This is a genomic window from Labilibaculum sp. DW002, assembly GCF_029029525.1.
Taxonomy (GTDB): Bacteria; Bacteroidota; Bacteroidia; order Bacteroidales; family Marinifilaceae; genus Paralabilibaculum; species Paralabilibaculum antarcticum.
In genome coordinates this window covers 2,099,617-2,124,884 of sequence record NZ_JAKJSC010000001.1, presented here as the reverse complement: position 1 = coordinate 2,124,884, position 25,268 = coordinate 2,099,617, and the positions used below count along the sequence as shown (strand labels likewise).

Annotated in this window: 13 protein-coding genes and 1 tRNA gene; 11 read left to right on the top strand and 3 right to left on the bottom strand. The window is 34.8% G+C overall.

The genetic code is table 11. The annotated features are described in order from the left end of the window. Positions 1–208: 208 nt before the first annotated feature. The 3 genes from L3049_RS08145 (at position 209) to L3049_RS08135 (ending at position 2,437) form a co-directional block, all read left to right on the top strand. A complete protein-coding gene (locus L3049_RS08145) occupies positions 209–1,495 on the top strand; it encodes a bifunctional folylpolyglutamate synthase/dihydrofolate synthase (protein WP_275109309.1) in 1,287 nt (428 codons plus the stop codon). 59 nt (positions 1,496–1,554) lie between these two features. Continuing rightward, positions 1,555–1,629: transfer RNA gene (locus L3049_RS08140), tRNA-Val, on the top strand. Between the two features lie 151 nt (positions 1,630–1,780). Continuing rightward, entirely contained in the window at positions 1,781–2,437 is a 657-nt protein-coding gene (locus L3049_RS08135) for a redox-sensing transcriptional repressor Rex (protein WP_275109308.1), read from the top strand. Between the two features lie 83 nt (positions 2,438–2,520). Here L3049_RS08135 and L3049_RS08130 read toward each other — a convergent pair whose 3' ends face one another. The 3 genes from L3049_RS08130 to L3049_RS08120 form a co-directional block, all read right to left on the bottom strand. Further along, positions 2,521–2,760, bottom strand: coding sequence for a DNA-binding protein (locus tag L3049_RS08130; RefSeq protein ID WP_275109307.1), 240 nt, complete (start codon positions 2,758–2,760; stop codon positions 2,521–2,523). Between the two features lie 97 nt (positions 2,761–2,857). Continuing rightward, on the bottom strand, positions 2,858–4,216 hold the full coding sequence (locus L3049_RS08125; protein WP_275109306.1) for a sensor histidine kinase: 1,359 nt from the start codon (positions 4,214–4,216) through the stop codon (positions 2,858–2,860). Beyond that, entirely contained in the window at positions 4,206–5,585 is a 1,380-nt protein-coding gene (locus L3049_RS08120) for a sigma-54-dependent transcriptional regulator (RefSeq protein ID WP_275109305.1), read from the bottom strand. The genes L3049_RS08125 and L3049_RS08120 overlap by 11 nt, the downstream gene beginning before the upstream one ends. 250 nt (positions 5,586–5,835) lie before the next feature. Here L3049_RS08120 and L3049_RS08115 point away from each other — a divergent pair, with 250 nt between their 5' ends. The 8 genes from L3049_RS08115 (at position 5,836) to L3049_RS08080 (ending at position 25,212) form a co-directional block, all read left to right on the top strand. Further along, positions 5,836–7,086 (top strand): efflux RND transporter periplasmic adaptor subunit, encoded by a 1,251-nt coding sequence (locus L3049_RS08115; RefSeq protein ID WP_275109304.1) that lies wholly within the window; start codon positions 5,836–5,838, stop codon positions 7,084–7,086. A 4-nt stretch (positions 7,087–7,090) separates the two neighbouring features. Continuing rightward, the gene (locus L3049_RS08110; protein WP_275109303.1) at positions 7,091–9,439 is read left to right on the top strand and encodes an ABC transporter permease; all 2,349 of its coding nucleotides are present in this window, start codon (positions 7,091–7,093) and stop codon (positions 9,437–9,439) included. 25 nt (positions 9,440–9,464) lie between these two features. After that, on the top strand, positions 9,465–10,148 hold the full coding sequence (locus tag L3049_RS08105; protein ID WP_275109302.1) for an ABC transporter ATP-binding protein: 684 nt from the start codon (positions 9,465–9,467) through the stop codon (positions 10,146–10,148). 65 nt (positions 10,149–10,213) lie between these two features. Beyond that, positions 10,214–12,649 (top strand): ABC transporter permease, encoded by a 2,436-nt coding sequence (locus tag L3049_RS08100; protein WP_275109301.1) that lies wholly within the window; start codon positions 10,214–10,216, stop codon positions 12,647–12,649. Positions 12,650–12,682: 33 nt separating this feature from the next. After that, positions 12,683–12,970 (top strand): hypothetical protein, encoded by a 288-nt coding sequence (locus L3049_RS08095; RefSeq protein WP_275109300.1) that lies wholly within the window; start codon positions 12,683–12,685, stop codon positions 12,968–12,970. 86 nt (positions 12,971–13,056) lie between these two features. After that, positions 13,057–14,310, top strand: a complete 1,254-nt coding sequence (locus L3049_RS08090) for a hypothetical protein (protein WP_275109299.1) — start codon at positions 13,057–13,059, stop codon at positions 14,308–14,310. 312 nt (positions 14,311–14,622) lie between these two features. Next, positions 14,623–24,120: a T9SS type B sorting domain-containing protein gene (locus tag L3049_RS08085; protein WP_275109298.1), complete on the top strand. Its 9,498-nt coding sequence runs from the start codon at positions 14,623–14,625 to the stop codon at positions 24,118–24,120. A 33-nt stretch (positions 24,121–24,153) separates the two neighbouring features. Then, the gene (locus L3049_RS08080) at positions 24,154–25,212 is read left to right on the top strand and encodes a PorP/SprF family type IX secretion system membrane protein (protein WP_275109297.1); all 1,059 of its coding nucleotides are present in this window, start codon (positions 24,154–24,156) and stop codon (positions 25,210–25,212) included. Positions 25,213–25,268: the final 56 nt, after the last annotated feature.

The window sequence follows — 25,268 nt, the reverse complement described above, 5'->3', positions numbered from 1 at the left end:
TTGCAAAATACTTGTGTTTAATTTGTTATACCTTTTGAAGCAGGTTTGTTCGCTTTTGTAATTTTTTATCGATTGATTTTTTCAATTAAACAGTAGTATTTTCTACTATTAAATTAGCAAAAAATGTAGGAAATTCAACTTGTTAAAGGAATTTTTAAGAAATTTTATTCTTCTTTGTAAAATCATTTATATTACTGGAGTTTTGAAAATGAATTACAAAGAAACATTAGATTACATGTTTACTAAACTCCCTATGTATCAACGCACAGGGAAGGCTGCTTACAAGGCAAATTTGGATACAACCTTGGCTCTTGATGAGTATTTTGATCATCCGCATAAGGAATTTAAGACCATTCATGTTGCAGGCACAAATGGAAAAGGTTCGGTGTCTCATGCTGTAGCTTCGGTATTGCAGGCGTCAGGTTACAAGGTCGGACTGTATACTTCTCCTCATTTACGTGATTTTCGAGAGCGTGTAAAAATAAATGGAGAGATGATTACTGAAGATCATGTGGTGAAATTTATAGCTGAACATCGTGAGAAATTTGAAGAATTGTGTCCTTCATTTTTTGAAATGACCGTTGCAATGGCTTTTGAATATTTTGCAGATCAAAAGGTCGATATTGCTGTTGTTGAAGTTGGTTTAGGAGGGAGATTAGATTCTACAAATATTATCAATCCCTTGGTATCGGTAATAACCAATATAAGTAAAGATCATACGAATTTGTTGGGTAATGATATCACTCAAATAGCTGGCGAAAAAGCAGGAATTATAAAAACGAATGTCCCGGTTGTTGTAGGAGAGAAGCAAGAAGAAATCTTTCCAGTTTTTGAACGTTTTTCAGCAGATAAAAATACAGAGCTTATTTATTCTGAGGATAAGTATGAAATTAAGTCTTCAGAATTAAGGGATCATCATCGACATATAATTTATCGAAGTATATCGAAGAACGAAGAAGTAAGAATAAATTGTGATCTGTTAGGTAGTTATCAGGTTAAAAATATAAGAACAGCATTGTGCGTTTGCGATAAATTGATTCAACAAGGACTTGAAATAGCAAACAGTGCTATTAAACATGGTTTGTCGAATGTTGTTGCAGATACAGGTTTGTTAGGACGCTGGTACACAATTAGTAAGGATCCTTTGGTGATTTGTGATACTGGGCATAATGTTGCTGGTATTAAAGAAATAATATCGCAAATAGAATCTATGGATTACAGAAATCTACACATTGTTTTTGGTGTTGTTGATGATAAGAATATTGATGATATTTTAAAGCTAATTCCTAAAAGTGCGAACTACTATTTTACCCGGGCAAATATTCCTAGAGCATTAGATCAGAATGTATTAGCGAAGAAAGCAAAAGCGTTTGGTTTGAATGGTAACACCTACGAAACAGTGAGTTTAGCTTTGAGGTCAGCCAAAGATAATTCGAATGAAAATGATTTGATATTTGTTGGAGGTAGTACTTTTGTTGTTGCAGAAGTCGTTTAAACAAAAGCTATAAATTTATTGCGGTGCTAATATTTTCTGTTTATATTTGCACCCGTTAAGGGCGATTAGCTCAGTTGGTTCAGAGCACTTGGTTTACACCCAAGGGGTCATAGGTTCGAATCCTATATCGCCCACTATTATAAGGATTTAAGAAGAATCCTTATTTTATCCCCAGCGCCATTTACTCAAAGAATAACTTGTATTACAAAAAAAACCATTAAAGAATTTTTTCTTTAATAAAAACTTGGTTACTTTTGTTTTCGTTTTAGGTGTAAGAAAGAAACTATGGTTCAAAGTTCTAAAAAAAATCAGGGGGTTCCTGAGCCGACTATACGTCGCATGCCGTCCTACTTGGCATTTTCTGAAGGTTTATTAAAGAAAGGACAAGAGTTTGTTTCTTCTACTCAGATTGCCAACTATATGAATATTGACCCTACTCAGGTAACCAAAGATTTGTCATATACAAGTATTGTGGGAAAAACGAGAGTTGGTTATGAGGTTAGGGCTATGGTTGATATTCTTTCTAGCTTTTTAGGGTTTACTGTTATGGATCAGGCTTTTCTTGTAGGTGCTGGTTCGTTGGGATCAGCTCTTTTGCATGATGATGGTTTGGAAAATTTTGGGCTTGATATTGTAGCAGCTTTTGATGTTAATCCTGGCATTGTAGGAAAGAAAATAAATGATATTGAAGTTTTCCATATTGATCAGTTTCGTGATTTAGCTCAAGAAATGAAAGCAATCATTGGGATTATAACTGTACCTGCAGAATATGCCCAATCGGTGGCCGATTTAATGGCTGCTTGGGGAGTAAAAGCTATTTGGAACTTTACGCCGGCACGTATTAAAGTACCAGATGATATAGTGGTTCAAAATACTTCGCTTTATGCCAACTTGGCAATCATTTTTAATAAGATTCATACCGATAAGGAAGAAGCTCTTTAAGAGATGAAATAAAGGATATAAAAAACAGGGCTGTTGAAATGAATCAACAGCCCTGTTTTTTAATTTATTGATGTTTACAAATATTAGGCATTTTCCAAAATACGAAAAGCGCTATTTAGAATTGTTGTGTCATCTAGTTCAACAATACCGCCATAAGGTCCTTGTTCAACGTGAATTCCAGTGCTTTTACCTTTTGTTCCACCAAAATAATTCCTAACTGTTTCTACTTCTAATTGTAATTCTTCCGCAATCCTTTGCATACTTCCATCTGGCAAACGATCTTTAATCTTTCTCAACTCATTGAATGTTATGGTTTTAGTCATATGCTCTAAAGTTTTTATTAATGGTTAGAAATTGATTTGCCCTTTAAATTTAGCGAAAGAATTTGTTAATTTAAAATTATTTCAATGTTAAAAAATGTTAAAATGTAAGTGTAAAACTAGTTTTTTCATTTGGAACAGATTGTGCAGTTATTGTTCCGCCATGCAATCGTAAAATTTGTTTTGATAGACTTAAACCAATTCCAGAGCCTTTTGGTTTGGTGGTAAAGAATGGGATAAATACCTTGTCTAATACTTCTTTTATAATCCCTTGCCCATTATCGCTAATTTGAATCGATATCCGCCCTCTTTTATTCATAAAGGCTTTCATCTCTATTTTAGGATTTTCGGTTTGTTCTAAAGCGTGTATCGAGTTTTTAATAAGATTGATGAGTACCTGCTCTAATAATTGTTCGTCGGCCGAAAGTTCAATAGACTCTGGATTGATACTGATATCGCATTCGATGCCTTTTCTTTTTATTTCTTCGGCCATTAAGCGATGAATGTTATCGAATAATTTTTGAACCTGAAAAATGCCAAAGCTAGGTTTTGGTATTTTGGTAAGGTTGCGATAGGTATCAACAAAATGCAAAAGACCTGAACTTCTTTTGTGAATTGTTTCAAGAGCCATTTTAACCTCGTTTAATGTTTCTAGGTCGTCTTCTTGGAACTTGTTTGTGTTGTTTGCACCAAAGTCATCTAAGATTGTTGTAAGCGTTGTAGAAAGCGATGAGATCGGCGTAATGGAGTTCATGATTTCATGCGTCAATACTCGAATCAATTTTTGCCATGATTCAATTTCTTGTTCTTCCAATTCGTATTGGATGTTTTTAATTGAAACCAAAACAACTTGTCTGTTATTGATTTTGAATTCGGTAGCATAAACTGACAGTTTCAGAATGTCTTCATTGTCGACGACTTTGATAAGTGTATTCTCACCATGCTTCAGGCTTAAAAGGTTGTCAACCAACTCTTGACTAAAGGAGCTTAAGTCTTGTATTTTCTTTAGATTACTAACTTGAAAGAGCTTTTTAGACGCATTGTTTATCATCTCTACTTTTCCATCTTTGTGAAAAGCAATTAAACTAATTCCAATGTGCTGTATTACGGTCTGCAGGTAAAAGTAATGTTCTTCTTTTTCCGCTCTTATTTTTTGAAAATCAGTAATAACGGCATTAAATGACTCTTGTAGTTTGTCAAACGAGCTACCAAGACCTTGGACTTGAAAGTTACGTGTGAAATCGGAGTATCGAATCGATTCAAGGAAATTCTTAAGTAAGCGGTTGGTTTTTTCCACATATTTAATAATTTCTATTATCTGATAAACGATGGCAATAAGAGTTAAGCTTGCAGTAAAGTATAAGCTCTTTTTTGCAACTAGATAAAACAATAAGAATATCGTTGCAGAAAGAACGATAATTCTTATTATAAAATTGACACGGAAGCTTTTATAAACCATATTTTTCTAATCTGCGATAAAGAGATGTTCGAGTAAGGCCTAATTCGCCAGCCGCTTTTGAAATATTCCCTTTGTTTGTTTTTAAAACTTTTTGAATGATATTTTTTTCAACTTCTTCAAGATTATAAGAATCGAATTCTACATCTTCCTGACCATTTCTTTCGGTGCTAACTTGAAAATCATTAGGGTCTAGATTTCGATCATCAGCCATAATTATGGCGCGTTCCATCAGGTGTTGAAGTTCCCTTACATTTCCTGGCCAACTGTAATCGTATAATTTATTTAAGCAGCCTTTCGAAAGCGGGTTAATTCCTTTTTTGTATTTCTTTGAATAGATTTCCAAAAAGTGATTTGCCAACAGTGGTATATCCTCATATCTCTCTCGTAGAGCAGGAAGTGTAATTTCAACCGTATTGATTCGATAGAGTAAATCCTGACGATATTTTTCTTCAGATGCCATTTGTTTTAGTTGCATGTTAGTAGCGCAAATCAAGCGGATATCAATAGGAATTGGTTTGTTTGATCCTACGCGAATAACTTCTCTGCGTTCCAATACGGTAAGTAGTTTTGCCTGCATTGGCAAACTCAAATTGCCTATCTCATCTAAAAATAAGGTTCCGCCAGATGCTATTTCAAATCTTCCTGGTCGATCGGTTCTTGCATCTGTAAAGGCTCCTTTTACATGGCCAAATAATTCGCTTTCAAACAAGTTTTCATTAATTGACCCCAAGTCAACGCTTACAAAAACTTCATCTTTACGAGCTGAATTTCGATGTAATGCTCTGGCAACAAGTTCTTTTCCTGTGCCATTTTCTCCGAGAATTAAAACATTGGCATCAGTAACCGCAACCTTAGTAATGGTAGAGAACACTTGCTGCATTTCAGGAGAAGTTCCAATAAAATCGTTAAAAGGTTGATCAAGAACAGCGTTTAATTCCTTTTGTTTGGTTTTCAATTCGCTAACTTCATCTTTCGATCTGCGTAATTTTATAGCTGAAGAAATTGTAGCAAGAAGCTTTTCATTTTGCCATGGTTTAAGTATGAAATCAGTAGCGCCAGCTTTAATTGCTTTGACTGATTTTTCAATATCACCATATGCCGTAATAAATAAAACAACAGCCTGTGGATCAATTTCTAATATTTTATTTAGCCAATGATATCCTTCCTGTCCACTAATTGCATCTTTCGTAAAATTCATATCTAATAAAATCACATCGTAATGATCCTGTTTCATTAGTTTTGGAATCATTTCTGGATTAGATTCTGTATTGATTAATTCCACGTGTTGCTTTAGAAGAAGCTTTAAAGAGAAGAGGATGTCTTCATTGTCATCTATAGCTAGTATTTTTCCGTTTTTTTGATTTGCCATAATTGAAAACTAATTTGTCGGTTCGGGTTATATTGTGTAAATATGAATTCAAGGTATCATTATTAATTCAGAATTAAAAGAAAAATGTTCGCATACGTACACTGTTTGTATTGTTTTCGTTCACAGTGTCATGTATATCAGTAGGTTTGACTTTTTTAATGAATTGTTAATCAATGTTAAAAGTGTTTTGGCATGATAGTGGTTATATTCTGCATGTGTTTGAAAAAGGATTAAAGAAGTCAAAAAAATAATGGATAGAATTATTGAAAAGAAACCCTGGTATTTACAAAAGAAGAATTGGTATTTGGCAGGAGCTGTTTTAGCTGTAATTATATTATATGCAGCCTTTTTAGGAGAACCAGGTTCTCGCTTACGAGTGGATAGAGATAAGTTATCGATCGCAGAAGTTCAATCGGATCATTTTCAGGAGTATATTGCTAGAACAGGGACGGTTAATCCGATAACCACTGTGTATTTAGACGCAATTGAAGGTGGTCGTGTTGAGGAGATTTTGTTGGAAGAAGGAAGTATGGTCCAAAAGGGAGATGTCATTCTTCGTTTAAGTAATTCAGAGTTAAATCTTCAAATTTTGAATTCGGAAGCAGCTTTTACCGAACAAGTAAATCGATTAAGAGATACTCGTTTGAGTATGCAGCAGGATCGTTTGAGTATTAAAAGAAGTTTGTTGGATATTGAATTGAGTTTGTCTAAAAGTAGAAGAGCTTTTAAAAGAAATAAAATTTTTTATGAGAAGGATCTTATTTCTAGGGAAGAATTCGATGAATCTAATGATAATTTTAAATATTTTCAGCAATCAAAGGATCTACTGTTGTTGCGACAAAGAACAGATTCCTTAGCAAGAACAATACAGATTCAACGTTTGGATGCCAACCTAAGAAATATGGAAAATAATCTTGAGTTGGTTCGTGCAAAACTTCAGAATTTGAATGTTAAAGCTCCTGTTACAGGTCAGTTAGGTTCCCTAAATGCAGAATTAGGTGAGTCGAAGGCTAGAGGTCAGCGATTAGGACAGGTTAATGTTCTTGATAATTATAAAATTAATGCCATGGTGGATGAGCTTTACATTGCTCGTTTAAGTAAGGGATTAAAAGCTAAATTTAAATTTAGTGGCAAAGAGTATAATTTGATAGTATATAAGGTTTATCCTGAAGTTCGGGGTGGTCAGTTTGAGATTGATATGAAATTTATTGGAGAATTACCTTCTGGTATTCGAACAGGACAAACTTTTCGAACAAAGATTGAACTTGGCGAGCCTAGAGAGGCGATATTGATTCCTCGTGGTGGATTTTTTCAAAGTACTGGTGGACAGTGGATATTTGTTATTGATCCAAGTGGCAGTTTTGCAACCAAAAGAGCAATTAAATTAGGCAATCAAAATCCGAAATACTATGAAGTTTTAGAAGGATTAGCCCCAGGAGAAAAAGTTGTTGCTAACGGGTATGAATCATATGGTGATGTTGATAAGTTGGTCTTAAAATAAGCTAATGCTGAAAATTCTGTTGAATACCGTTTTAAGAAGTCTGTACCGACAAAAAGTTTATTCTTTGGTGAATATTTTAGGTTTGGCAACAGGTATAACTTGTACTTTACTCATTTTAATATGGGTTGATTACGAAACGGGCTTTGATGATTTTCATGAGAATATCGATCAAGTTTATAGTGTTTATGAGAATCAAAATTATGCAGATGGCGATGTTTTTTCTGTTTATTCAACACCTTCACCATTAGCAGAGTCAATAAAGAAATCATTTCCAGAGATTAACTATTCTACTCGATTGGTTAGTACATGGGGACAATTGATTCTATCTGTTGATGGAGAAAGTTTTGTGGAGAATGGCGGTAAGGTTGTAGATCCTGATTTTTTTAAAATTTTCTCATTCCCAATAATAAAGGGGGAGAAAGAAAATCCTTTAAAGAGTGATTATTCAATTGTTCTTACGGAGAAATTGGCGAACAAATATTTTGGAGATCTAGATCCAATTGGAGAATTAATTGAAGTTAATTCAAAATATAGATATGAGGTTACTGCTGTTATTCAGAATCCTCCAGCAAATTCATCAATTAGTTTTGATTTTTTGATTCCCTTTTCTTTTTTTGAAGATTTTTGGGAGTATGATTTATCAGATTGGGAAGCAAATTCTTTTCATACTTTTATTAGGCTAGGGGAAGATGCAAAGCCAGTTGATATTTCTGAGAAATTAAGGAAGTTTATCAAAGCTAGAATTCCAAGTTCTAATGTTGAATTAGCATTGCAAGCATTTAGTAATTATCACCTTCATGCTATTGATGACAGCCGAGTAGGAGGAGTTTGGTATGTTCGTGTATTTTTGTTTGTTGCGGTTTTAATACTGCTAATTGCTTGTTTTAATTACATGAATTTGGCAACAGCTCGATCAGAAAGAAGATCAAAAGAGGTTGCGATACGTAAGGTTGTAGGAGCCCAAAGAAAAGGACTGATAAGTTTATTTTTAGGAGAGTCGATCTTCTTTACTTTTATATCCTTAGGAATAGCAATTGTTTTGGTTGAGTTATTGTTGCCTGTATTTAGTGACTTGACCAATAGGAGTTTAAGTTTGAGCTTTAGTGATTTTAATTTTTTGTTTAGTGTTGGTCTAGTTGTATTTCTAACAGGAATTGTTTCAGGAAGTTATCCTGCTTTATTTTTGTCCTCTTTTATACCTATTCAGGTGGTTCGAGGTGGATTAAGAAAAGATTCAGCCCGTCTGCGAAGAGTTTTGGTTGTAATTCAATTTACAATGTCGATCATACTCTTTATATGCTCTGGGATTATATATCAGCAATTGAAGTTTTTGCAGGAGTCAGATATTGGCTACAATAAAGATGATTTGATTTATATTGAAATGGGTGATGATTTTGAATCGGTATATGCTGATTTGAAAAAGGAGTTGGTTAAGATTTCTGGCGTTTCGTGGATTACAGCAGCCAATCAAATGCCGGTTAATTTTAGCAATTCAACCTGGGATGTTGAATGGCCAGGGAAATTAGTTAGTTCAGAAGATGTATTATTTCAATTGTCTTTTGTCGATTACGATTTTATTGAAACCTTTGAAATGGATGTTATTCAAGGAAGAGGTTTCTCAAAAATACATGGAGAGGATAGTTTAAAGTTTATCATCAATGAGTCGGCAGCTCAAAAAATGAATATGCTTCAAACAATTGGTGAATTTGTTACCATTTGGGGATATTCGGGAGAGGTGATTGGGATCGTAAAAGATTTTAATTTTAACAGTTTACAAGTAGGTGTTGAGCCATTAATAATGATGCGTCAACCAGATGCTTTCAAATATATTGGCATACGAATAGCTGATGATGCACAGCCAATAATAAATAAAATAAGAAGAGTATGGGATCAATTGGTTCCAGATATTCCTTTTACTTACAGATTTCTTGAAGAGGATTTTAAATATTTTTACTTGGCAGAATCTAGAATGAGTAAGATATTTTTATCCTTTACATTGATTGCATTTATTATATCTAGTTTAGGATTATTCGGATTGGTGTCTTTCGTTACAGAACGAAAGTCAAGAGAAATGGCACTACGAAAAGTGTTTGGAGCAAATATAGATATTGTATTTAGTTTGTTATTGAAGGAATTTTTTAAGTGGGTGATGTTATCAAATGTAATTGCATGGGTACTGGCGTATTTTGCAATGGAATGGTGGTTAAAAGGATTTGCGTATCGAATAGATATTGGGATTGGAATTTTTATTTTGGCAGGAGTAATTTCATTATCAATAACTTTGTTAACGGTATATCGACAAATTTATAGCTTAGCGCAAAAAGCACCTGCAAGAATATTAAAATATGAATAAGTGAATTTTTATAAAAGATAAAGCTATGATTAATACTAAAAATTTGGTTAAAGTTTTCAGAACAGATGAAGTAGAAACAACTGCTCTGAATAATGTGAACATGGAAATTAACGAAGGTGAATTTGTTGCTATCATGGGCCCTTCAGGTTGTGGAAAATCAACATTACTAAATATTCTTGGCTTGTTAGATAATCCAACAAGTGGAGAACTTTATTTCAATAAAACACAAGTTGATGGATATAGCGAACGCCAGAGAACCAATCTCCGCAAGGAAAATATTGGCTTTGTTTTCCAAAGTTTCAACTTGATTGAGGAACTTACGATTTATGAAAATATAGAATTACCATTGTTATATATGAAGGTTTCCAGTTCTGAGCGAAAAAAGCGTGTTAATGAGGTCTTGGAAAGAATGAAGATTGCGCATAGGGCCAAACATTTTCCACAACAATTATCGGGAGGACAACAACAAAGAGCTGCTATCGCCAGAGCTGTAATTACCAATCCAAAACTTATATTGGCCGATGAACCAACTGGTAATCTGGACTCTGCTAATGGTGAAGAAGTCATGAATTTATTAACTCAGTTGAACGAAACAGGAACTACGATTGTTATGGTGACCCACTCGCCTTCTGATGCTGATCGTTCGCACAGAATCATTCAATTATTCGATGGACATATTGTTACCGAGAATATGAGACAAAAACTATAAATAATTAATATTCGTATGATGGACTCGTAGAGAATAGGTATCCTTATTAATTTAATTGAACAAGAATGGTTAAGAATTTCTTCATTACCCTTTTTCGGAATTTTTCCAGAAACAAGTTTTATACTGCAATTAATGTGGTTGGTTTGTCTGTGGGGTTAATGTGTACGATATTAATATTGTTGTTTGTTCAAGAAGAATTATCATACGATAAATACAATGTGAACCACAAGCGTATTGTTCGTGTTGGTTCTGATTTTACCATAAGTGGGAAGAGAGATCGAACTGCAACATCAGCCTTGCCATTTGGGCCTACTTTTGTTGAAGAATTTCCAGAGGTTGAGGGATTTGTGCGTTTTCGTCAGTCTGGAAGGCAGCAGTTTAAATATGGAGAAAAAGAATTTTACGAGGAAAGAATATCCTATGCTGATTCATCTGTGTTCACAATATTTAGTTTCCCGCTGTTAAAAGGAGATCCTAAAAAAGCATTAACACAACCATATACGATAGTCTTAAATGAGACGTTGGCAAACAAATACTTTGGTGATGAAGATCCAATAGGTAAAGTTTTACATATAGGTGAAAATACTCCTTACACGGTAAGTGGTGTAATGAAAAATTTACCCGCTAACAGTCATTTTAGATTTCATGCTTTTTACTCCATGAAATCACTGGAGGCTATTAGGGGACCTGAGGCATTTAATAGTCAACAACCACTATCGTTTTGGTCATTTAGCAATTATACCTATCTGCTTTTAAATGAAAAGGCCAATTCTGATATTTTATTAGAGCGATTTCCTGGCTATTACGATAAATACATGAAAGCTTTGGGAGATCAGTTGGGAGTTGATTATAAATTGATTGTTCAGAAGCTTGCAGATATTCATCTAAGATCTCAACTACAGTGGGATGCACCAACTGGAAATATAAAATACATTTATATATTATCGGTTATTGCCATTTTTATTCTTTCAATTGCAAGTATAAATTATATGAATATGGCGACTGCTAGGTCGTCGAAACGAGCCAAAGAAGTTGGTATTCGTAAAGTAGTTGGAGCACAACGTGAAAATATTATTCGACAGTTTATGTTTGAAAGTATTTCATTAACTGTCTTTGCCTTAATTATAGCATTGATTTGTGTCGAACTGCTTTTGCCATTTTTCAATCAGTTGGTTGATAAGGATCTTGTGTTGAGTGTTTTCACAACTCCTGAGGTAATTTTGTTCAATGTTATTCTTGCCGTTATTTTGGGCATTATATCTGGAAGTTATCCGGCATTGTATTTATCTTCTTTTCAACCGGCCTTCATTTTAAAAGGATATAATGGAGCAAAAGGAGCTAATGGTTTGTTGCGAAAGCTTCTAGTGATTTCGCAATTTACGGTATCTACGATAATGATTAGTGGTACAATTATAGTAGCGTCCCAGCTCGTTTATATGAATAATAAGGATGTTGGGTTTACGAAAGAAAATGTAGTTGTAGCCGTAGTGCGAGATTCTGTTTTGCGAACAAGAATAGATGCTTTAAAAACAGAATTAAAGAAAAACCCAAATATTAAGGGAGTCACAACTTCTAGTTCAATGCTTATTTTCGGTGGATCGAAAACAGTTCATTTGTATGAAAGTAACGAGGGAATGCAACAATACGCTTTAAATTTTAATGTTGTTGATTTTGACTATCTCGATGTGATGGGAATGAATGTGTTGGAAGGTCGGGATTTTAATCGCGAGATTATTTCCGACACAGCTTCGGCTTTTATCGTAAATCAGGCGGCGGTTAATAAGTTTCATTGGCTGAAAGGACCACTTGGAAAAAAACTTCAATTGGGGGTCGAAATAGAAGGAGAAGACTCAGGTGGCGTGATGTTAGGAGAAGTGATTGGTGTTGTTCAGGATTATCACTATCAATCCCTAAAGGATGTTGTTGAGCCAATGAGTTTGATTGTTTCCGATGATCAAAACCACAAGAGAGTATTGTATGTGCGTATAAATTCAGAAAATAGAAAAGAAAGTATTGCTTATATCGAGAAAGTATGGGATGAATTTTGTCCTAATATGTCTTTTTCGTATGACTTTTTAGAAGACCAAATGAAAGAGAATTATGAGAATGAAGAAAGATTAATGTGGATATTTTCTTTATTCTCACTAATTAGTATTCTTATAGCTTCACTTGGTCTGTTTGGTTTGTCTTCATTTATGGCAGAACAAAGAACTAAAGAACTTGGTATTCGAAAAGTATTGGGAGCCTCCGTTAATAAATTAGTGTATTTGTTGACCAAAGAATTTATCCGCTTGATTTTAATCGCCAACTTAATTTCAGTGCCAATATCATATTGGGCTTTAAGTTTATGGTTGAGTGATTTTCCATATCATCTATCAATAGGTATCTGGGTTTTTGTGGTTACGTTAGTTGTATCCTTATTCATAGGGCTTTTTACTGTTGCATGGCAATCGTTTAGGGCTGCTACATCGGATCCAATAAAAGCCATTAAGTACGAATAAATACTGCTTTTTAAAATTTTAAACTTCGAAGTCATGAGAGAAATATGTGTTCCAATTCCACTAAGTGATGATAATCAGGTAGCAGAGGTAGAAGTTAAATTAGCGAATAACGACCAATCAATTTTTTTCAGATTAGAATCCTTTGCTTGGGATATTGCTGAAGAGATTAAGGATAAACCAGATGAAATTACGGAGAAGTTGCATAAGATTTATAATTTAAAAAAAGTCATTGCTAACTATGATTCTCATTGGGAGGTGCTACAAATTTTCACTCCTGCCGAGTCGTCCAAAAACATTCAAGTCCTCTTTCGTAAAAAATAGCCTAATTTATTATCGATATTTGCTGTAACTTTTGACCTTTCACTTCGTCTTACGAGCGGAATGGAATAATAATTAAATCAGGAAGTATGGATAATTTAGTGAAAAATATTTTACTCTTTTTTCTTTTTACATATCTATTAATAGGCTCTAAAATTGCTCAGAGTCAAAGCTATCCGTGTTATTTGTTTGGTGATATTGTTACCGTTGATGGTGATGTATATCGTGGTGCCATACGTTGGGATGACGAAGAAGTGTTTTTGACAGATGTTTTTAATGCTGAAAAGGAAGAAAATCCATATGTGAAATACTTACCTAAATCGAGAGAGCGTGTAAATCAAGATTTGAAAAAGAGAAAATACTGGGATCGAATTGAGCTAACAATAGATGGCGACCGTAATTCATTGCAGGGCGATTATGCCAGAAAATTTTCATGTCGTTTTGGCGATATTAAATCAATCTCTGTTACTGGTTCAGAATCTGTCAGTTTGGAATTGCGCGATGGCAAGTTCATTAATTTAACTGGTGGATCGAATGATGTTGGAACCAAGGTTTGGATCATTGATCAAGAATTAGGCTTGCTTAAAATTGATTGGAACAGAATCGATGTGGTCAATTTTAAAGCTCCTCCAAAATCTGGAATTGAAAATTTTGGAGAGCCTATATATGGGAAGTTAATAACTACGAAAGGTGAATTTACAGGTTTTATTCAGTGGGATCATGATGAACGATTAAGCTCCGATAAATTAGATGGAAGAAGTCGAGATGGAGATTTAGCAATCAGTTTTTCAAAAATAAAGGAAATCGAGAAAATTGAAAATGGTAGTAGAGTTAGTTTGCATTCTGGACGGAAGTTTGATTTAAGAGGAAAAAATGATGTTAATAAAGATAACAGAGGTATAATTATAAGTATTCCAAATGTGGGACGAATTGATTTCCCATGGAGCCATTTTCTTTCTTTAGAATTGATTCCATTTTCACAGAATGAGCTAAGTTGTCAAAAAGAATTTAGGGTAACCAAAAGGTTGTTCGGTACATTACTTACAAAGGATGGCAAATCGTACGAAGGAACAATTGTTTACGATTTAGATGAGGCTATGGATTCGGAGATTTTGAATGGATTAAATGATGAATTAGATTTTTCAGTTCCATTCCGAAACATTCAAAGTATTAAGCCAATGGCTTATAATTACTGTCTTGTTGAACTTAAAAATGGAAAGAGGTTATATTTAGGAGATCAAACGGATGTTTCAAATAAAAATGCAGGAGTTCTTGTGTTCTTAAAAGAAGATGAATATCAGACTTTTGAGTGGGAGGATATTGAGCGAATTGATTTTTTATGATAAAATCCCTATTTGGATATTGATCCCATTTTTGAATTTGTTCAAGAATGGGATTTTTTTTATAAACTACTGAAATTAATAGGTGTAATGATGTTTAAATTTAGTTAAATTATGAACACAAGTTAATTAATTCACTAAAATGGACTTTATTGAACGAAATAATATGGGGTAATAATCAATATGTTGAAATTTTTCCCCAAATTTGAAACTTATTTATTTTTCTCTCGTCAAAACAAATGATTCTTTAACACTAAGAATATATGTTTCTGCCTAAGGTAATTAGGAAGTCGGTTTATTGGAAAACAAATTGTTATGAAAAGGAATACAACTAGTATACTATTAATTATAATATTACAATTTCTTTATTTGTCTGCGGAAGCGCGTGATTTCTACTGGATTGGAGGATCAGGTAACTTTAATGATATTCAACATTGGAGTGATCAGCCAGGTGGAAAAGTGAATCCATTAGCCTTATTGCCGGATAAAGATGATAATGTCTACTTTGATCAGTTTTCATTTCCAAATCCTAATGCCGAAGTAACGATTACAAGTGTTGCCAGATGTTTAAATATGCATTGGGGGGATGTGCAGAATGTTCCTACCCTAAAAACAGATAATAATGTTGCGCATTATCTGGTTATTTATGGTGGTGTGAAATTCAATGATCAAATGATCATTGATTTGGATCGTCCACTTTATTTTAGAGCTAACACCTTAGGGAATGAAATTGATTTTGGAGGAAATACCTTTAATGGCGATTTCTATTTTGAAAACAATGGAGGCTGGAGAATAACCAGCACAATGGACCTTTTGGATAATACCATTTATTTTAATCAAGGAGTCTTAAGTATTGAGGCTGAATTAACATGTGGTAGTATTCTTTCAGAAAATTCGGTTTCTCGAGAGTTGTATTTAAACGCTTCAACAGTTAACCTTCAAAAAAGCGGTAATCCTGTCATCTCATTCCAGGCTGATAACCTAGACCTATATCCTGGAACATCCAAGATTGTAGTTAGTTCAAGTAATTCCACAATTCAAATATCAGGAACAAAGCGTATTGAATTTTACGATCTTGTTTTTACTGGAAACGAAGGTGCAATTGAAAGCTCGAATATACTTACTTCTTTTCATGACGTAACTTTTGATTTAGATGGAAGTTTAAAAGGTGAAAATGATTTTAATGATTTAACACTAAATGCAGGGCATACCTATTCTATCAATAATGGGACTCAGAATGTAAAGGGAACTTTTACTGCACTTGGAGAGTGTTTTGCATATGTTAATTTGATTGGTGATGCTTTTGGAGGAAATATTTCGGCGGCAGCAGTAAATCTAAATTATTTAAAAGTTCAGAATATTAATGCTCTTGGAACTGCAATCCCTTTTGTAGCAAACAACTCATACAATCTTGGTGGGAACAATACAAATTGGACGTTTAATGCTCCTTCTTCCGCCGATTATACCTGGATTGGAACTGCTGGAGATGGCAATTGGGGAACCCCTTCAAACTGGGACAGTGGTTGTGTGCCATCAAGGAATAACAATGCAATTATACCAGCTACTTTTGTAGTTAATGTAGATGTCCCTGCAGAATGTAAGGATCTTATTATTGACGATAACTCAACTCTTGAGGGTACAAATAGAATGGAGATTTATGGTTCTCTTGCAGCAGGTAATTGTACCTGGAATTTTTCTGGAGACACGCAGTTTAGTGGAGATAATTCAAATACCATTGCTTTAAACAAAGATATAATTGGTCCTGTATTCTTCAACGGATCGGGAGATTGGACATTCGCTACTGATCTTACGGTTTTAAATACAGTAGAGTTAATCGAAGGTGATGTTGTAACTGCAGGCTTTAAGCTTACAACAGCTCAATTTATTTCAACCAGTACTTTGTATCGAACACTTGATATTTCTAATTCGGATATTATTATTACTGATGGCGTTTCCAGAGCATGGAATGTAGCAGGGAATAATTTTACCATTACAAGTACCAATTCAGAAATACGATTGACGAAAGATGCTGCTGAATTTTATAATAACTCTTCTGATTACTTAACTTATGGTCGTGTGGTGTTTAATTACCCTGATGGCCAAGTGTTTTTAACCAATGAAGGAATTGTAACAGAGCCAAGTTTTGAATCCTTATTGTTTAACGGGAATGCAAAAATAGCAGGTAATCATCAGTTTGATAAGTTGATATTTAGCAAAGGTAAACAATACTTATTTTTGGCTGGAAGCACACAGAAAATAGTGGTTGCAGAAGGTTTAGTTGCTCACGGAACATGTTCTGATTACATTACTTTCAAAGGCGAAGGCGGTATTGCTTTCTTCGAATGCGATGTTGCTTCAACCGATTTGATTCGATTAAGAATTGAAGATGTAAATGTAATTGGAAGTATTGGTACACTTACTGCCGCCGAATCTATTGGGATTTCAGGATACGATGGTTGGGTTTTTCCTAATGATTTAGTAGGTGGAACCGTTTATTGGACTGGAAATACAGATAGTGATTGGTTTACAGCAGATAACTGGCTTGGCGGATGTTTGCCAAATCGTAAAGATATTGTTGTTTTTGATGATGCTAATGTTACCAATAGCTACGAGGTTAATATATCTGATAGAGGTAAATCAGCCGAATGTTTAGATATGACTTGGACAAATGCAAACCTGATGAGTTTTACTGGAGATCAGCCAATTTGCATTTTCGGATCAACTGATTTTTCAGGAATGGATGGCTCCAATTTTGCTTATTCTGGCGAATTTTATTTTAAATCGATTTCATCAGCGACAATAGATGCTGGTGCAGTAACTTTGCTTAGTGATTTGAATTTTGAAGGAACGCAGAAAGATGACGGGACTTGGGATGCTGGAGATTGGACATTAAATAGCGCTTTGAATACGACAGGAACAATAGTATTGGAGAATGGAGATTTAATCTCTAATGATCAAGATATGGAAGCAGGAAGTTTCATTTCTAATTTCGGTATTGACAATACCAGATCTTTAACTCTAGGAGCTACAAAGTTTAGATTAGAACGATTTGAGATTTCCCCTGATGGTTTTGCATTGAATTCAGGAACTTCAGAAATTATATTTACAACCGGAGGAGATTTAATAATATCTAAAGGAGCTGTGCCAGTAACATTTTACGATGTAACGTTTGAAGACGCTGATGGCAACGCATATATTGATACATTTTCAGATGACATCACTTTTAATAATTTAGTACTAAATGGCAATACATATTTTAGAAAGAAAAATGATTCTGAAGTAAGTTTTGCTGTGGAAAGTATTCAGTTAGCAGTAGGTAAAACTTATGTGTTTGAAAGTACTCAAAAATATATTCTGGGCAATTTAATCGCAAATGGAGCTTGTGAAGGAACTATAGATATTACAGGATCAAGAGCAGATCAGGCTATTTTTGAAGCCAAAACAGGAGTTACTAGTATCACTGCAAATTCAGTTAATATTTTAAATGTAAAAGCGCAGCCAGCGGATGTATTTATCGCTAAAGCTTCTATCGATTTAGGTGGGGCTGATGGTTGGAAGTTTGAAGATGAACCAGCAGGGACAGATTTGTATTGGATTGGTGGAACAGGGAATTGGGATGATCCTAGTCATTGGGCTACAACATCAGGAGCTACTGTAGCAGATGGTTGTGTGCCGACAGCTAAGGATAATGTGTTTTTTGATATTGCATCATTTACGGATACGGAACAAACTGTATATACAGGGGCAAGTGATATCCGCTGTAGAACAATGGATTGGACTGGTTCCGAAGGGGCGAGACCTAATTTTGAAATGGGAACGACTGATATTACAGGTGTTTATATCTATGGGTCATTAATATTTAATTCTGCTGTTGATATTGATTTATCAGCGATGGTTGATTTTTACTTTAGAGCAGTCGAACCACAGGTGATTAATACCTTTGGTTATGTGTTTCCAAATATCGTTGAGTTTGATGGTAATGGTGGAGAATGGAAATTGCTCGACAACATGCAAATAGAGGGTGATTGTTTTATCAGATATGGTAAGTTGATTACTGATGGTAATGACTTGGAATGCAAGAGTATCACTTCAACAGATCCTACTGAGGGGATCAATACTCGTGGATTAGACATTCAAAATTCGAATATTACCATTACGGGTAAGGAGGATGTATTAGGAAGATCTATTTACATTAATTTGGCTGATGCATACCTAGATTTAGGTTTTGAGTTTTTATCAACAAACAGTACAATTACTTTTGTTGATGATGCGGAGGTATTTATTGCAGGTGCTACAACTCACAATATTTCATTTAATAAATTAATTTTTGAGAAGGATGGAGAGTTAGATTCTGGATTTTCTGGAATTACACCTTATGTTGATTATTTGCAATTTAAAGAAAATGGCTCTGTAAATGGCAAAAATAAATTTGGAACGGTTGAATTAGGCCGTGGTTTCGAATTTAAATTTCAAAATGGGAAAACGTATGAGATGGATTACCTTTTAGCAGAAGGTAGCTGTTTTGCACCTATATATTTACATTCATCAAAGGATGGAGCTGGAAAAGAGACAACAATTTTAGCAGCTAATGATGTTGTTGGCAATTTCTTGCAATTAAAAGATATTGTTGGTGACGCTTCTAACGGAGCAAGCTATACTGCTGCGAATTCATTTGACCTTGGTAATGTTGCAGGATGGACAATAGATGGAGTGGTTGCTCCGATTGCTTTGTATTGGACTGGAAATGGTGATGACGATAGCTGGGGTAATCACGAAAATTGGAGTCGTGCTGCTGATGGTAGTGAAGAAGGTTGTGTACCTACTTTGAACGATGATGTGTTTTTTACTGCAAACTCATTTCTAGGAAGTAAACTAGTTGAGTTGCTTGCCGATGGCAAATGTCATAACATGACTTGGTATGATGATGTTGATCCAGATGCTAATTTTACTGTTGATGCTCGACTTGAATTAGGTGGTTTTATGGATTTAACAGAAACCATGTCAATGAGTATGAGAGGTACCTTTGATTTTATAGGTGATGGATTAGCTGGTGATAAAGTGGTTGATTTTGCTAATAAATCAATGGATGGAGATGTTATTTTTAACGGTGATGATCAAGCTTGGGTATGGAATTCAAGTCTGATTACGTCGGGAGATTTATATATAGAAAGTGGTTCTGTTACAACCGGTGGAAATGATTTTACGATTGGTAAGTTTAGTTCTTTATCATTAGCAGATTTTTATGCAGTTCGAAAATTTGATATGTCTGGTTCTTTAGTCAGTGTAATTTCTGATGCGAACAATTCATGGAATATGAAAATGAATACCGACGGAGGTTTGGATTTTATTGCAAGTTCTACTGCAATTACTTTTGAAAATGGCGGAGGAATTTATTGCGAAACAGATGCGAATGTAACTTTCGGCTCTGTAGATTTCAATAACAATGGAATAATAAAGATTCTAGGTAGTGGCAAAGGTACTTTTGGATCAGTTCGATTTATGGAACAAGGTCAGATTTTTGGAGACAATACTTTCGACAACCTTGAATTTACACTTGGATACGAGAACAATACAATCGAATCAGGAAAAACAATTACTGTTATTTATGATTTAAAAATGGAGGGTGTTCGTTGTTCATATGTTTTTCTAAAAGCAAGTATTCCTGGAGATAAGGCATTTATTCATAAACCATCAGGTTTATTTGAAAAGATTTACAATTCGGCATTAACTGATATTGCGGGTTCATCGGGAACAGCAGGAGATCATCCTGTTAATTATCATTATGAGAATGACAACAGCACAGGATTTTATGAGAAAATTGATCCTACAGGAGAAATAGATCCACCTTCGTTCGAAGATAGTTTTGATCAGCCAAGGGAAGAGTGGTGTAGTGAAATTGCTGTATTGGATCACGTAACTCGTTTCCCAATTAATAACAATACAACATTCCAATGGTATTATAGTGCAGATGGTACAACAGATCCTTATGAAGCATTAACTGGAGAAACAAATGCTATTATTGAAGTTGATGCAACAGGTTTCTATAAAGTTGATGTCAACTATGGAATTAATATTGTTGATGGTTTACAGTGTAAAATTGAATCAATTATAGAGGTTGTATTAGGAACAAAATCAAATGTTTCTTTGGCAATAACGGCAAATAATGTGAAGTGTTTCGGTGAAGGAAATGGTCGTATTATTGCTGAGGTTACTAATCAGTTGTACCCTGAATATCAATTTACTTGGGTTGATGAAGCGGGAACTGATTTTACTCCTTTAACTTCAACCAATAAATTGACTTGGGAAAGTACAGCATTAAACCTAACTCCTGGAAAATATAACATTACGGTAGCGGATGGTAAAAATTGCGAGTTTGATACGGTCGTAAATATTTTCGACGCGTACGAATTATTGGTTGATGATATCACGAAAAAAGACCTGACTTGTTTTACGGTTCCAGAAGGAGAAATTTTAATTACTGCAACCGGCGGTACAGGAAGTCTTTCGTACTTTTTAGATAATGTTCTGCAGGCTAGTGAAAATATCACAGGTCTTTATTCTGGTGACTATACAGTTCATGTTGGAGATGAGAATTCTTGTACAACTCTAGATGAATTAGTGACGATTAATTCAAACCCGGAAATTGTTATGGATTTGAATGGTACAGATTTGCTTTGTTACAATGATAATAACGGACAATTTGCCCCTAATATTACTGGTGGAGTTCTTGATTATTCTTATGCATGGACTGGTCCATCTGGCTATACTGCAAGTTCAGCAAATATTACAGGATTAGCAGGAGGTACTTATGAGCTAAGCGTAACTGATGCGGTTAATTGTGTATCTGTATTAAGTTATGAGTTAAATGAACCTTTGGAATTAGTGCCAAATGAGTTGGTGATTGAACCTGCTAATTGTAATGGTGAAGATTCTGGTGAGATATTTATTGAAGCAAAACAAGGAACTCCTTCTTACCAATATTATTTAGATGGTGTAGAAAGTTCCACAGGAATCTTTCCAAACTTGACTCCTAAAGATTACATACTGCGAATTGAAGATGCAAATTCATGTGTTTATGAATCGAATGTAACAGTTACAGAGCCTGGTGAAATAGGCTTCCTAGTTGAAGATGTAGTACTACCTACTTGTGAAAATTCTAATAATGGTATTATCAGAGTTACTCCTTATGGTGGAGGTAGTGGTTATAACTATAGTTGGTCAGGACCAAATGATTTTAGATCTTACGATCAGAATATCGAAAATATTGCCGCTGGAGATTACAGTTTATTAATTACAGATAAAAATAATTGTTCTTCCGAAGATGTTGTTGATTTAAATCTCGGTTATACCATTCAGTTAGGTTTGGTTGTAGAGCAACACATAACAATCGCTGGAGTGAATGATGGTATTCTTGCTATTGAAACTCAAGAAGGAACAGCTCCATATATATTTACAGTAAGTGGACCTGGTGGTTATACTTCTACAAGTCCTGATGATTACGATGATCATTCTTTCTTGATAGAGAACTTGGCTGGAGGTGTTTATACTGTTGTAGCAACTGATGCTTCAGGATGTTCAACCGTTGAGAAATCAATAATAATTGATGAACCGGGTATGGTTTTCACTTACATTGAAGAACTACAAGCCGTAGGTTGTGTTGGTAGTCCGGTTGGAGAATTAAGAGCAAATGCATCTGGAGGAAACGGAAGCTTTACTTATACTTGGTCTGGTCCTGCGGGATACTCAGGTGTTGGGCAAACAATTTCTACATTAGCTGCAGGAACTTATACTGTAACTGCAACTTCTGCAGGGCAAACAGTTTCAACCACCTATGAGTTGTTAACGCCAGATCCTTTATTGGTGAGTATTGCTAATGTAAAAAATGTGAGTTGTAATAATGCTGCCGATGGAGAAATAGAATTAGATATTGATTTTGGATCTGCAGAATATACGATTGAATGGACAAACGGTACAGGTTTCTTATCTACAGCAAAACACATTTTAGATTTAGAGCCAGGTACGTATGATTATACTGTTACTTCTGAATATGGATGTTCAGTTTCGGGTAGTCAAGTTATTATTGAACCAAACTCTCTTGGATTAACAGTTGCTACTGTTGATATTTCAGCGGCAGGTGAACGTGATGGTACTTTAACGGCTGATGTAACCGGAGGAACTGCACCATATATATTCTTAGTTTCAGGTCCAAATGGATATTCTTTTTCTGAATCATCAAACGTAAGTGGAAATATTTCGATTTCTGGTTTAGAAATGGGTGTTTACGAAGTTGTTGTTTTGGATGCGAATGAATGTAGAATTGAAGATTCGAAAAAAGTTCACGAGCCTACAAAATTATTATTGTTTGTAACTTCAAAAACCAATACAACTTGTCCGGGAGGTTCTGATGGGGCAATTGAAGTTGGCGTATTAGGTGAGAGTGATGTCGCTAACCTAACTTATAGTTGGACAGGTGATCATTATTTTAGAAGTACAGATAAGGATGTAAGTGGATTGAAAGCCGGAACGTACACCGTAACAGTATATGATTCCGCTGGAGATCCTGGCTACGAAGAGCAAAGCCTTCAAGTAACAGTTGCAGAACCAAAAGAATTGGTTGCTGAATTCTGGAAAAAAGATATTTCTTGTTATGGATTAAACGATGGATACATTAATATTCATCCACAAGGAGGAACACCAGGTTATACTTATTTATGGGGCGGTGCAGGAGTTGATCCAAACGCAGAAGATCAACAAAACCTAGCGGCAGGTTCTTATTCAGTTAAATTGACCGACAGCAGAGGTTGCCCATCTGAGACTGTTAACTTTGAAATTACAGAGCCAGCAGAAATTATTGCCTCTATTGTTGATTTTTACGAACCTACTTGTTATGGTTTAGAAGATGGATGGCTTAAGCTTGAAATAGAAGATGGTACAGGTCCGTATTTGGTAAATTGGGATAATTATGGTAGTATCACTAAAGATATTTATGATTTAGAAACAGGAGACTATAATTACATTATTGTTGATAAGAATGGTTGCGAAGCTAACGGAGGAATGACTTTAAATCAACCGGATACATTAATCGCTGAAGTGAATAATTTCACAGATGTGTTGTGTTATGGAGAGAATAAAGGTAGTGCCACGGTTGATATTAGTGGAGGAACCCCTGCTTATACAATAGAATGGTCAGATGGTCAGGAGACGGAAGAGGCGACTGAGCTTTATATTGGTAGATATGAGGTGAAAGTAATTGATGATCATGGTTGTTCCGATACTTCAAGTGTTGTTTTAGATCAACCGGAAGCACTTGCATTAGAAATAGAGGCTGTAAGGCCAACGACAGTGGATGCTAATGATGGAGCTATTAGTTTAGATGTTGTAGGTGGAGTTGAAGCATACACGATTAATTGGAATGGCATTGATTATACTGGATTGTATAATGATGGTCTTCCTAGAGGAAATTATGATATCAATATTATTGATGCCAATGGATGTGTTTTAGATTCGACTATTAATCTGGAGTATTTATTTGAGAAAAGAATTAAGATACCAAAAGCATTTACACCAAATAGTGATGGTTATAATGATTATTGGGATTTAGAAAGAATAGAGTTTGTGCAATATCTTAAGATCGTTATTTACGATCGATGGGGGAAAGCCGTTTACAAATTTAGTGGAACAGGTAACGAGTATCGCGGTACTCCTTGGACAGGAGCAGATGGCAATACATCACTGCCAATTGGTTCGTATTATTATGCCGTAGAGCTTGATGATGAAAAGCCAATAATGGGAACTGTTACTATTCTTCGTTAATTGATTACTAATAAAACTGACCCTAAAATTCGAATGAGAATAAAAATAATTGTTCTGGGAATGTTACTTTTTGCATTCACACAAGGAAAGGCCCAACAACTACCTCTTTACAGTCAGTATGTAGAGAATGGGTTTTTACTGAATCCTGCAATGGCGGGAAGTAGGATGTACTCACCTTTGCGATTAAGCTTAAGGCAGCAGTGGTCTGGAGTCGAAGGAGCTCCTGAAACACAGGCTTTAAGTTTTAATAAAAATATGAGTAACAAATGCACAACCTGTAACGTGAAAGGAAATCCTTTGTCGCGTCGTAATAAGTCAAGAGGTGTTGGTTTGGGAGGATATTTTTTTAATGATCGTGCAGGAGAAGTAGCCAGAACAGGAATTGAATTATCATATGCTTATCACATTCAATTAACAAGATCGAAATTAGGGCAAACTGGCACTAAGCTTTCATTTGGTTTGGGAGGTGTATTTTATCAGTTTAAATTCGATAAGAGATACATTCCAGTGAATGATCCAAAGGCTGGTCCGGATGAGGTTTCTTACGTTCCTGATGCCAATTTTGGTCTTTATTTATACAATGATGATTATTTTATTGGTGCATCGGCTGCACACTTATTCGAATCATCTGTAAAAATGGGTGATAACAATATTGATGATGATATCATGAAACGTCATTTTTATGCAACAGCAGGTTATACATTTCACTTGCGTGATCTTGTAGATATCGAGCCATCGGTAATTGTTCGTAAAACAATGGATTCAGATTTGTATTACGATATTTCAGCAAAGGTATATATTCATCATTTTTGGATGGCTGCATCATATCGAACAAACGATCAAATTGTTGGAATGGTTGGTGTTAATTACAATCAATATTACATCGGTTATTCATACGATCATTATACCGATAACTTAATTGCTGATAGTAGTGATGGAACTCATGAAATAACTTTAGGAATTAATTTTGATATTCCTAACAAGATGAAGAGGGAAAATAGATTGAGAGAAAGAAGAGCTGCAGATCGTAATTTTAGTAAAACAAAAACATCTCGCTACAAGCGAAATAGTAAAAGCTATATTTTCTTTTAGAAAATTTACACAAGATATGAATCCGGTATTTTCACATAAAATACCGGATTTTTTTT